Source organism: Caulobacter sp. Root1455 (assembly GCF_001426905.1).
GTDB lineage: Bacteria > Pseudomonadota > Alphaproteobacteria > Caulobacterales > Caulobacteraceae > Caulobacter.
On sequence record NZ_LMFQ01000001.1, the window covers coordinates 58,567 to 70,352 of the forward strand.

At 67.2% G+C, this 11,786-nt stretch carries 6 protein-coding genes; 1 reads left to right on the top strand and 5 read right to left on the bottom strand.

What is annotated here, in order from left to right; translation table 11 throughout:
* Positions 1-39: 39 nt before the first annotated feature.
* The 4 genes from ASD21_RS00195 to ASD21_RS00210 all read right to left on the bottom strand — a co-directional run bounded on the left by ASD21_RS00195 (position 40) and on the right by ASD21_RS00210 (position 6,608).
* On the bottom strand, positions 40-1,530 hold the full coding sequence (locus ASD21_RS00195) for a tryptophan halogenase family protein (protein WP_056435041.1): 1,491 nt from the start codon (positions 1,528-1,530) through the stop codon (positions 40-42).
* Between the two features lie 22 nt (positions 1,531-1,552).
* Positions 1,553-2,584 (bottom strand): cupin-like domain-containing protein, encoded by a 1,032-nt coding sequence (locus ASD21_RS00200; RefSeq protein ID WP_056435044.1) that lies wholly within the window; start codon positions 2,582-2,584, stop codon positions 1,553-1,555.
* Positions 2,585-2,615: 31 nt separating this feature from the next.
* Positions 2,616-3,350 (bottom strand): SapC family protein, encoded by a 735-nt coding sequence (locus ASD21_RS00205; protein WP_056435047.1) that lies wholly within the window; start codon positions 3,348-3,350, stop codon positions 2,616-2,618.
* A 150-nt stretch (positions 3,351-3,500) separates the two neighbouring features.
* Positions 3,501-6,608: a TonB-dependent receptor gene (locus ASD21_RS00210; protein WP_056435049.1), complete on the bottom strand. Its 3,108-nt coding sequence runs from the start codon at positions 6,606-6,608 to the stop codon at positions 3,501-3,503.
* Between the two features lie 669 nt (positions 6,609-7,277).
* Between ASD21_RS00210 and ASD21_RS00215 the strand changes: the two genes are divergently transcribed.
* Complete coding sequence (locus ASD21_RS00215; RefSeq protein ID WP_082554568.1) at positions 7,278-9,845, top strand: glycoside hydrolase family 9 protein; 2,568 nt, start codon at positions 7,278-7,280, stop codon at positions 9,843-9,845.
* A gap of 152 nt (positions 9,846-9,997) precedes the next feature.
* On the opposite strand, the gene ASD21_RS00220 is transcribed toward ASD21_RS00215, so the two are convergent.
* A complete protein-coding gene (locus ASD21_RS00220; RefSeq protein ID WP_056435052.1) occupies positions 9,998-11,680 on the bottom strand; it encodes a carboxylesterase/lipase family protein in 1,683 nt (560 codons plus the stop codon).
* Between the last annotated feature and the right edge of the window lie 106 nt (positions 11,681-11,786).

Below are 11,786 nucleotides of genomic sequence, written 5' to 3' on the forward strand. Positions count from 1 at the left end.
AAGGCGCAGCTTGAAGGTGTCGCTCGAACGCCTGTCGGCTCAGGACGCCGGGATGCCGCAGTAACGATCCAGGAAAGCCTGGTGCCCCGGCAGGGCGCCCACGGCGCGGGCGATGTTGCCGCTCAGGTCGGCCAGCGCCCCGCGCAGCTGTTCGGGCGGCATCAGGCGGCCCATCTGGTGATAGCCGGTCGGCTGCAGCCGCTGGCCCAGCATGACCTGCAGCCAGGAATCGACCTGGAACAGCTCGCCGGGCGCCTGATAGGCCTGGGCGCTGTCGCGGAACAGTTCGATGCGCTGGGCCAGGCTGTCGGGGACGGTCATCGTCCGGCAATGATCCCAGAACGGGCTGTCGGTCCGCTCGGTCAGCTTGTAGTGCAGGATGATGAAGTCGCGGATCTTCTCCAGCTCGTCGACGGCCTGTTGGTTGTAGCGGTCGACCAGGGCGTCGCTGACGCCGTTGAACGGGAACAGCTGCATCAGCCGCGTGACCCCGATCATGATCAGGTGGATCGAGGTCGATTCCAGCGGCTCGACGAAGCCGCTGGCCAGGCCCAGGGCGACGCAGTTCTTGTGCCAGGTCTTCCGCCGGCGGCCGGTGGCGTAGCGGATGAGCCGCGGCTCGATCAGCCGCTCGCCGTCCAACGCGCTCAGCAGGGTCTCGCGCGCCTCGTCGTCCGACATGTAGTCGCTGCAGTAGACCAGCCCGTTGCCGACCCGGTGCTGCAGCGGGATCTTCCAGCGCCAGCCGGCCTTATGGGCGATGGCGCGGGTGTAGGGGACGGCCGGGCCGGTGGACTTGGTCTGCACGGCCAGGGCGGTGTTGGTCGGCAGCCATTGGCCCCAATCCTCGTATCCTGCCTTCAGCGTCTGCTCGATCAGCAGGCCCCTGAATCCCGTGCAGTCGATGAACAGGTCGCCCTCGACCCGGTCGCCGTTCTCCATGACCAGAGCCTCGATGAAGCCGGTCTCGGCGTTCTGCTGGACCTGGCTGATCTTGCCCTCGATCCGCTTGACGCCCAGGCCCTCGCTCATCTGGCGCAGGAAGCGGCCATAGAGCGTGGCGTCCAGGTGATAGGCGTAGTTCAGCTCCGGCCCCTCGCCGACCGAGAACTTGTCGGCCAGCGCCGCCTTCAGCTCGAAGCAATAGTCGCCCAGTTCGCCGCCGAATCCGGCCGCCTTGGCCTGCAGCCAGAAGTGATGGAAGCTTCCCATCCAGTTCGACTTTCCGACCTGGCCGAACGAGTGGATGTAGCGGTCGCCGACCTGGCCCCAGTTCTCGAACGAGATGCCCAGCTTGAAAGTCGCCTGGGTGGCGCGCATGAACGCCGGCTCGTCGATGTTCAGCAGGGCGTTGAAGGTGCGGGCCGTGGGGATGGTCGACTCGCCCACGCCCACCGTGCCGATCTCGTCGGACTCGATCAGGCTGATCTCGAGCAGCGGTCCCAGTTGCTTGGCCAGCGCCGCCGCAGCCATCCAGCCGGCCGTGCCGCCCCCGGCGACGACCACCCTCTTCACGACCTGTTCTTGCACGGGGGTCCTCCGGTCTTTGTGGTCAGCGGTTCAAGCGATTGAGCAGATAGGCCCGCAGCCGCCGGGCCTTGCGTTCGTCCATCGGACCAAGGTCGCCGCGCGCGCCCTCGGGCAGGTGGGCGCCCGCCCGGTCGGCGGGGCCGAAGACGTAGTAGTCGAACAGCTTTTTCCAGGCCTGCTTCTCGAAATCGGGACGGTCGCGCAGGCTGAGCAGGCCGTGCAGCAGGGTGGTCATGGGGGTGTCCATGAAGCCGGGCGCGGCGTTCCACCAGTAGTTTATCAGCACGTTGAACGGTTCCAGCGCCTCGACCTGGTGCCACCACAGCGCCGGGTAGACCAGCACGTCGCCGGGCTCCAGATCCGCCACCTGGGCGGCGGCAAGGGCGTCCCGGAACCGGGGAAAGCGCTCGAAGTCCGGCGCGTCGAAATTCACCATGCTGACCGCCTGGCCGCCCGGCGTCGGATCCAGCGGACCCGGATAGAGGTTGTCGACCTGATCGGGCGGGAACAGCGTGAAGCGCCGCCGGCCGACCACGCAGCAGGCGATGTTGTTGGACATGTCGTAATGGGCCGCGGCGACCGTGCGGTTGCCGATCCAGATGCTGGCCAGCGGCGTGTCGTCGCCCAGGGCCACCAGGTCCAGCCCCAGGTCGTTCTCGGCGCGCAGGCCCGGCAGGTAGGCGTCGATGTCGCTGGAGCCGATATAGAGCGACGGCCCGCCCACGACCTCGAGCTCCTGCTCGATCCGCTCCAAGAAGGCTCGAAGGGGCGTGCGCTCGGTCTGGAAGTTCAGGCGCGTGACGCTCTCGTCATAGCCGAAGCGCCCCTTGATCTCGGGCGCGCCGGTATAGCCGACGAAGCGCTCGCCGCGATCGTGGTCCAGCAGATAGTCCATGGCCGTGCGCGGCGCGTGAAGACCCGCCTGCACCAGCGGCCAGTCGCGAGCCATGCCGCGGAAGATCGTCGGCCGCTGCTGGGCCAGGATGTCGTCGAACGGGATCTGGTCGGGCGTCAGCCCTTCGACCACCGGGGTCTTGCGAGCGATGTCGATCATCGGATGTTCGCTCCCTCGATCTGGCCGGCGCTCAGGTGCGGGCGCGCTTGCGGTTCTTCAGCTCGACCAGGAACCCGACATTGCCCAGGGACGACAAGACCCATTGGGCGGCGGCCAGGGCTCCGGACCGATGCAGCCCCTCCAGGGCCGCGCCGCCCAGTCCGGCGAACCGCTCCTGCGAGATCGTGTAGAGGCCCGGCAAGTCGTACTGGGCGTGGTCGTCCAGTTTGATCTCCACGTCCACCGGCTCGATCAGATCCACGGCTTCGAAGGCCGCGAACATCGCCTTGCTGATCTCCAGTCCGTCGTAGATGGCGCCCAGCAGGCGGGCGACATGCTGCAGATAAGGGGAATTGCCCCCCGCCGGCAGGAACACCGGCTCGCCCTCGCCTTCGGCTTTCGCGGCGGCGACGCGGGGATGGTCGAGATCCACGTGGATCATCGGCTCGCCGCCCCGCTCCCGCACGGCGATCGAGAACGGCCCCCGCTGCTGGATGGCCGGGACATAGCGGGCGTTCCAGCCGCTCCCTTGGCTGGCGTCGTCGAGGAACAGGTTCTCGTCCCGATCCAGGCCCAGCAGGGCCACCGATTGGAACGCGCCGTCGGCGTCCTTGCGGAAGAAGATCGGATATTCGCGCTGAACCGCCTCGAACTCGGTGGGGAAGATCAGCACCTGGTTGATGTTGTCGCCGAACGCGGGCCCGTGCCCCGTGGCGACGCGCAGATCGCCATGGTCGACGTTGTTAAGCAGCACTCTGTTGGTCATGTCCGCCTTCCGGCCCCGTCATGCGCGCCCTCGGGCGCGCGCCCAGGATTCGATGTCCGGGTACTCTAGAGAAGAAAGGGCCGCTGCGAACAGCGGCCCTTTCCCCCGACCTAGGTCGGGTCCGAGGACCCGACCATCGCTGCGCTTCCTCTAGAAGCGATAGCGCGCTCCGAGCAGGAAGCGACGGTCCAGTTCCTGGGCGTACCACAGCTCGTTTTCGTCGCGAGCGTAGGTGCGCAGGCTCTCGTTCAGCAGGTTGATGCCTTCCAGCGAGACCGCCAGCTTGGGCGTCACGTCGTAGCTGACGTTGAAGTCCACCTGAGCGAACGGCGCGACGAACACCGGGTTGCGCGAGCCGCCGCGGTTGGTGGCTTGCAGGAACTTGTCGCGCCAGTTGTAGGTCAGCCGCGCCGAGAGCCCGTTCTTGTCGTAGATCAGGGTGGCGTTGGCCGTGTCGCTGAGACCCAGAAGAGCGAACTGGTCCTCGTTGGGGTTGGCGCCGATGTCGAAGCCGATATCGCCCTCCACCATGGTGTAGGCGCCGGAAACACCGAAGCCGCTGTCGCCGAAGAAGTGTTGAGCGGCGATTTCGAAGCCATGGATCTTGCCGGTCTTGTTGTTGATCGGCTGCGAGACCTGGAAGTTGAACAGCGGATCGCCGGCGACAGGCGAGACGTCGGTGGTCGACAGGATCTGGTCGACGAAAGCCTGGTTGAGGTCGCCGTTCGGCAGGCGATTGGCCTGGAACTGCGCCGTGGCGGCCGCCACCGAACCGGTGGTCTGGATCAGCGACGTCAGGGTGAACAGGTTGACGTCGGTCTGGTCCGCCCCGATCGCCGTCAGCTGGGCCTTGGCCGCGCCCGACCGCGTTCCGGCGGCGCCGGAGCTGGCGTCACGCAGACCGAACAGGTTCCGCGTCACGGTGCCCGTTCCGACGAAGTTGTTCACGCGCTTCTCGAAGAACCCGATCGAAACATAGCTGCTGGGCTTGTAGTACCACTCCAGAGACGTGTCGAAGTTGTCCGAGATCAGCGGCTCCAGATCGGGGTTGCCGCTGGTGCCCAGGGGGATCGCGCCGTTGGCGACCGGCCGGTTGGGCGCCCCGGCCGTAACAGCGGCGAACAGGTTGCCGTAGTCGGGCCGGGCGATCGTGCGGCTGAACGAGAAGCGACCGATCAGGTTCTCGCGCAGTTCCATCTGGAAGTCCAAGGCGGGCAGCAGGTTGTTGTACTTGCCGCTGCCTTCGATGGGCTCGTAGGTGGTGCCGGTGTCGACCCGGAAGTCGTTGTCGGCGGTCCAGACGATGGCCTGCGGCGTGCGGATCTTCGAGACCGAGGTGGTCTTGGTCTGCTCGTAGCGCGCGCCGGCCACCATGCTGGCGTTGTGGCCCGCGATTTCGCCCTTCCAGGTCAGTTGGAAGTAGCCGGCCAGGATGTCCTCGTCGACGCGGTTGTTGTTCTGGCTGGTCACCGCCACGGGGTTGCCGGCCGCGACATAGTGGGGCGACAGGGCGTTATAGAGATCGATCGCGTCGGCCCGGAAGGAGATCAGGCCCGTGCCGCTCTGCTTCAGATCGAAGTCGTCGAACCGGCAGGATTGGCAGAACTGGTGGACCAGGTTGCCGGCGTACTGCTTCACATCGCCCGGGTTCGAGATGCCCCAGCTGCCCAGGTCTTGCTGGGTGTTGATGGTCGACTGGACCATCTTGGTGGTGCGGTAGTCGACGCCGAAGTCGAACTTGCTGCCGTTATCGTCGAGATCGTAGCTGCCGTCGAAGCGGATTTCCTTGATTTCCTGCTCCTGGCGCTGGGCCGAGGTGCGGGCCACCTGGCTGCCCAGGTCGCCGATGTCGAGCACGCCGTTGCCGTTGCCGCGGGGCGCGGCGTCGTTGATCGTCACGGCCTGGATCGGAACCTTGCCGCTGTAGTCCACCGAGTGCGACGAGATGATCGGCGCGCCGATGCTGACCGAGGTCGAGCTGGTGCCGTTCGGCGCGTCGGGGTTGCTCTCGGCCTTCGAAATGTGGCCGTCCACCGCGAGGTGGAAGCGGTCGCTGACGTCCCAGGCGCCGTTCAGGCCGAACGACGACAGCTTGTCCTCGTTGGCGCGATACTGCTGCTCGAAGCCCGTGTCCTTCACGCCGCTCAGGGTTTCCTGCAGGAAGACGGCGGTGGCGACCGTGGGGTTGTCGTCGAAGGTCACCTTGTCGAACGGACGGTTGAACCAGTTGGTCTGGTCGTTGCGCCGCTCATAGGACTTGTTGTCGACGTAGAGCGCATCGGCCGTGATGGTGACGTTTTCCATCGGACGCCATTGCAGGCTCGCCTGGCCGTTCAGGCGTTCGCGCTGGCCTTGCGAGAAGTGGTAGCGGCTGTCGTTGGGGATCGCGACCAGCATGTTGCCGTTGGACGGCGCGTTGGTGATCTGGGTCGCGCCGCCGTTGCGGACGAAGCCGTTGGCCGGATTGATGAAGTCGGAATAGGTGCGGATGTTCCAGTCGTTCGAGGTGGCGCTGCGGCTGGTGAAGTTGCGCTTCTGGTAGCTGCCGAACAGCGTGACGCCGAAGGTTTCTTCCGCGTCGGTCCAGTTCAGCAGGCCCGAGATTTCCGGCGTGACCTTGGACTCGTCCTCGAGACGCTCGTCCATGCTGGTGTCGTAGACCGCCTTGACGCCGATGCTGCCGCTCAGGCCGCTCTCGCGGGCCTCGAACGGACGGCGGGTCTTGATGTTGATCGTGGCGCCGATGCCGCCCGACGGGATGCCGGCCCGACCGGTCTTGTAGACCTCCATGGTCGAGACGCCTTCGGACGCCAGGTTCGAGAAGTCGAACGAGCGGCTGGTGCCGGCCGCGAAGTCCACCGATTGGTCGCCGCCGACGGTGGCGACGTCGGCCGACGGCATGGTGCGGCCGTTCAGGGTCACCAGGTTGAAGCCGCCGCCGAAGCCGCGGACCGTGACCTGCGAGCCTTCGCCGTTGGTGCGGTCGATCGACACGCCGGTGATGCGCTGCAGGGATTCCGCCAGGTTGGTGTCGGGGAACTTGCCGATGTCTTCGGCCGAGATCGCGTCGACGACGCCGCTGTTGGAGCGCTTGATCTCGATCGCGCGCTCGAGCGAGGCGCGGATCCCGGTGACGACGATCTCATCGACCGTGCTGGTGTCGTTGTTGGTCTGAGCCTGGACTTGGCCGGCGGCGAAGATCGCCACGGACAGCGCCAGCAAAGACGCAGAGGTGTTCAGACGACGGTGTCGCTTCATAGCCGTTTCCCCGCAAGTGGCCCCGAAAGGGCTTGGTTCTTTTTTGTTTCAGCGCCGATAGGTTCGCCGGCCGTTTTTGCATTTTTGCTAAAAACAACCGGACGTCGACAGCTACGTTAGCGGTAACATCAGTCCGTCAAATCGGTCAAGCGGCCGAAAACTGATTTTGACAGCGCTGTTTTGTGTTCAATTCTCATACAAATGGAGCAAACCCGAGGCAGATAAGGCGAATGCCGTTTTTTTGACGCAAACGCCTTTTTCGCAAGGCCTGCCTATTGTTGCAGTCCGGACACAGCAGCCCGCCCGACAAGCCCCGTTCCAGCCTTGATTCACGCTCCACCCTGGCGGGCGGTCGGCCCCGTCTTTGGGCGGGACCGCCGTCGCCCGGCGAGGCGGGACGAGAGAAACCCCGTTGACGCAACCCGGAAGAATGTTACCGCTATCTTGGCTTTGAGAGCCGGCGCTCTTAATTCGCTTGCTCAATCCGCCCGTGGATCCCTCAACGGGGCCGGCATCCTGAATGGCGGCCCCGTTTTTTTTCGCATGGGTCGTGGAAGTATCCGCGGCGCGAAATATGGGACCGGTACCAGAAGTTCATTGACGCTCGACCGCGGGACGGGAAAGCTGCCCTTCGAGCCTGGAGAGACATCCGGGACGGGAGGAGCATTCATGAAAGTTCTGTCGCGGTCGCTGAGGCGACCATTGGGGGCTGTCGCGCTGGCCGCGGTCCTGATGGCCGGCGTCGCGCCCGCCGCCCTGGCCCAGACGGCTTCCCAGAAGACGGCTTCCCCGCCGGCTCCGGCCGCTCTCAAGCTCAACGCCAAAGGCTATTTCGAGACCCGCGGCCTGAACGTCCTGGTCTTCAGCAACGGCTCGGAAGACCTGTTCAACGACGCCAAGATGAGCGGGGTCGAACTGATCCAGCATGGGGTGCGCACCGTCACCAACGGCGACGTGCGGCTGAGCCCCACGCCCGGCCAGTGGGACCCGATGGCCAAGCTGATCGAGCGCAAGGTCGATCCGGCCACCGGCGTGATCACCGCCACCCTGGAGTTCACCGACTACGCCTTCCGCTACCAGATCCAGGTCAAGCCGGACGGCGCCGCCTTCACGCTGACGGTCATTCTCGACAAGCCCCTGCCCGCCGCCCTGGAGGGCAAGGCCGGCTTCAATCTCGAGGTCCTGCCCTCGGCCTATTTCCGCAAGACCTTCCTGGCCGACGGCAGGCCGGGCGGCTTCCCGCTCTATCCCAGCGGCCCGATGGCGGCGGCGACCGGTCCCGCCAATGACCTTGGGGGCCGAGCCGAGCCCCTGCCCCTGGTCACGGCCGGCCGCTTCGTGCTGGCCCCGGAAGACCCGGCGCGGCGAATCACGATCACCAGCGCGATCGGCGGGCCGGTCTCGCTGTATGACGGCCGCAACCAGGCCCAGAACGGCTGGTACGTGCTGCGCGCGCCCATTCCCGCCGGCAAGACCGGCCGGGTGGTCGAGTGGACCGTCTCGGCCAACGCCCTGCCCAACTGGGTCCGTCCGCCTTCCATCGCTCACTCGCAGCTTGGTTACACGCCCAGCCAGAAGAAGGTGGCGATCGTCGAGCGAGACCCGGCCGATCCGCCCAAGGCCCAGGCGCGGCTGCTGAAGGTGGACGAGACCGGCGCCTTCGCCCCGGTGCTGGCCGCCCCGCTCGGGACCTGGACGCCCTGGCTGCGCTACGCCTACGCCCCGTTCGATTTTTCATCCGTGAAGACGCCGGGGCTCTATGTGGTCGAATACGCCGGCCGGCGCACCGCGCCGTTCCGCATCGATCCGGCGCTCTATGACGACGCCTGGCATCCGACCCTGGACGTCTATTTCCCGGTCGCCATGGACCACATGTTCGTCAACGAGGCCTATCGGGTCTGGCACGGCGACAGCCACCGCGACGACGCCCTGCAGGCGCCGCTGAACCACGAGCACATCGACCTCTACCGTCAGGGCTCGACCACCGACACGCCGTTCAAGCCGATGGAGCACATCCCCGGCCTGAACGTCGGCGGCTGGTTCGACGCGGGCGACTTCGACATCCGCACCCAGACCCACTACGCGGTCGTGCGCAGCCTGGTCGACACCTGGGAGCAGTTCCACCTGACCCGCGACGAGACCTCGGTCGACCAGAAGCGGCGGCACGTCGAGATCCACGTTCCCGACGGGACGCCCGACCTGCTGCAGCAGATCGAGCACGGGACCCTGCAGCTGCTGGCCCAACACAAGGCCGTCGGCCACGCGATCAACGGCATCGTCGAGCCGGACGTCGGCCAGTACACCCACCTGGGCGACGCAGTGACCAAGACCGACGGCCTGGTCTATGACGCCAGCCTCGGCCCCGACGAGGCCAAGGACGGCCGCAGCGGGGTCAAGGACGACCGCTGGGCCTTCACCAGCAAGTCCACGCCCCTGAACTACGGTTCGATCGCCGCCCTGGCGGCGGCCAGCCGGGCTCTGCGCGGCTATCGCGACGCCCTGGCCGACGACAGCCTGGCGACGGCCCAGCGGGTCTGGGACGAGGAGCATTCCCACGCTCCCGACCTCTTCCACCACGGCAACACCACCGGCGGCGACATCGTCGACGAGGAGTTCAGCGCCGCCGTCGAGCTGCTGATCGCCACGAAGGACCCGAAGTACGCCGCGCGGATCGACGCGCTCTGGCCCCAGGTCGAGGCGCGCTTCATCCAGAACGCCGACCTGGCCGCCCGGGCGGTGCCGTTCATGCCGCCGGCCTTCAGGACGCGGATGGAGCCCGCGGTCCGGGCCTACAAGGCGGCCAGCGACAAGATCGCCGCCGAGACCCCGTTCGGGGTGCCAATCGCCATGGGCGGCTGGGCCGGCAGCGGCGGCGTCGCCGAGTTCGGCCTGACCCACTGGGCCCTGCACAAGGCCTTCCCGGAGATCATCGACGGCGAGGCGGTCTTCCGTTCCCTGAACTATCTGTACGGAACCCATCCGGGCTCGGACATCTCGTTGGTCTCGGCGGTCGGCACGGTGTCCAAGGAGGTGGCCTACGGCAACAACCGCGCCGACTTCAGCTTCATCGCCGGCGGCGTCGTGCCCGGCGAACTGATCGTCAAGCCGGACTTCCCCGAGAACAAGGAGGACTGGCCGTTCTTCTGGGGCGAGAACGAGTACGTGATCAATGTGGGGGCGGCGTACATCCAGCTGGTCAACGCGGCGGCGGCGCTGAGCAAGGAGAAGGGGCGGTAGGGGCTCGTTCGCTTCCACGCTCGCAACAACGCCTGTCATCCCGGGCGTAGCGAAGCGAAGACCCGGGACCGACGCCTGAGCTCAGCGCCCCATGGCGGTCCCGGATCTTCGCGCTACGCGCTCGTCCGGGACGACAGCGTTTTGATACGCCCTCACCCCGCCGTCGGCGGATCCAGCTGCGCCCACAGCTTCCGCTCGGCCCCGAACCGGTCCGGAACGACCTTGCAGGCCACGTCCAGCACCATGGTCTCACGCGTCTTCAGGTCATAGGCGGGCCACGCCGGCTGGCCCGGCGCGCTCGGCCGTCCGGTCCGCGCGAAATTGGCCCACATGGCGCTGATGTTGCGCGCCGCCTCGAAGCGGTCGGCGCGGTCGCCGGCTAGGGTCTTGGGCGAGGCGACGGTGTTGAACACCAGCGGGATGTCGCTGGCGTGCATGGCCCCCAGCTCGATGTCGGTGCCGTCCATCTTGCGGTTCGAGCGGTAGGCGATGTTGTAGACATAGACCGGCGCCGCCCCCTGCGCGGCCTTGCGCTCGGCGGTGACCACCGAGCCCGCGCCCATCGAATAGTAGCTGAGGGCCGCCAGATAGAGGTCGCTGGGGGTCGCGCCGGGGCGATCGGACCGCAGGGTGTCGATCGCCGTCTGAGTCTTGTCGCCCAGCCGGACCGACAACCGCGCCTTCAGCCCCGCCTCGTCCAGCCTGAAGGCCTCGACGTCCTTGTTCTGCCAGGCGAAGAACGCCGCCTCGTGGTCCAGCCAGCCGATCATCAGCGGCTTGTCGGCGGCGCTGGCCGGGGCGGCCGGGTCGAACGGGTGACGCGGCAGCAAATCGCCGTCGACGATCGGGCCGTACGTGCCGGGCGTCAGCGACTGGATGCCCCGCCAGCCGCCGCCGTCGCTCTTCACCTTGGCGTTCAACGCCTTCTGCGCGGCCAGGATCTGCGGGGCGGGAACGTCCAGCACCTTGCGCCAGTCGGCCGGTGCGATCCCCAGCTGCTCCAGGAACATCCGCGTCGTCTGGGCGGCGACGTCCGGGGTCGTCACCCGCACCACCGGACCGCTCTGGATGATGGCCTTGGAGAACAGCGGCGCGACCGACGGCATGGCGTAGAGGCACGAGGTCTTGGCCCCGCCGCCGGACTCGCCGAAGATCGTCACGTTCCCCGGATCGCCGCCGAACGCGGCGATGTTGCGCTGGACCCACTTCAGGGCCAGCACGATGTCCGACAGGCCCTGGTTGCCCGAGCCGGCGTATTCGGCCCCGCCCAGTTCGCCCAGATAGAGATAGCCCAGCACGCCCAGGCGATGGTTGGTCGCCACCACCACCACGTCGTGCTCGCGGGCCAGGGTCGAGCCGTCCTGGGCCGTGCTGCCGCCCGAGCCGGTCGTGTAGCCGCCGCCGTGACTATAGAACATCACCGGCTTGCCCCCAGAACGCCCTGGGCCGCCCCCGGCCGGAGTCCAGAGGTTCAGCACCAGGCAGTCCTCGCCCGGGGGCGGCTCGTTCAGGCCGTAGACGGTGCTCGGATCCTGCAGCGACGACGTGCCCAGCTTGGTGGCGTCGAACACGCCCGTCCAGGGCGCGGCCGGCCTGGCCGGCTTGAAGCGGGCCGCGCCCGAGACGCTGGCCCCGTACGGCACGCCCTTATAGGCGTCGACGCCGCCCGTCCGCACGCCGCGCAGCCGACCCTCGGCGACCTGGATCTCCACGGCCTCGGAGGGGGCGTCGGCCGCGCAGGCCGCCATCGGGATCGCCAGGGTCCCGGCGATCGCCGCGCCGCCGGCCAGCAAGCGGCGGCGATCCATGCCGGTGTCGCGGATGAGGGGCGTCATGAGCAACTCCTGTTTCAATCGACCGTCTTCCGGCGAAGGTCGCGGCCATCCTGGGCGACTCCGGGCTCCACCTGGATCCCGACCTTGGTCGGAGAAGCCGGGACGG

Bases quoted from the DNA above. Each gene is read 5' to 3' on its own strand.
- ASD21_RS00200 (WP_056435044.1), bottom strand. From the start codon at position 2,584: ATGATCGACATCGCTCGCAAGACCCCGGTGGTCGAAGGGCTGACGCCC.
- ASD21_RS00205 (WP_056435047.1), bottom strand. From the start codon at position 3,350: ATGACCAACAGAGTGCTGCTTAACAACGTCGACCATGGCGATCTGCGC.
- ASD21_RS00210 (WP_056435049.1), bottom strand. From the start codon at position 6,608: ATGAAGCGACACCGTCGTCTGAACACCTCTGCGTCTTTGCTGGCGCTG.
- ASD21_RS00215 (WP_082554568.1), top strand. From the start codon at position 7,278: ATGAAAGTTCTGTCGCGGTCGCTGAGGCGACCATTGGGGGCTGTCGCG.
- ASD21_RS00220 (WP_056435052.1), bottom strand. From the start codon at position 11,680: ATGACGCCCCTCATCCGCGACACCGGCATGGATCGCCGCCGCTTGCTG.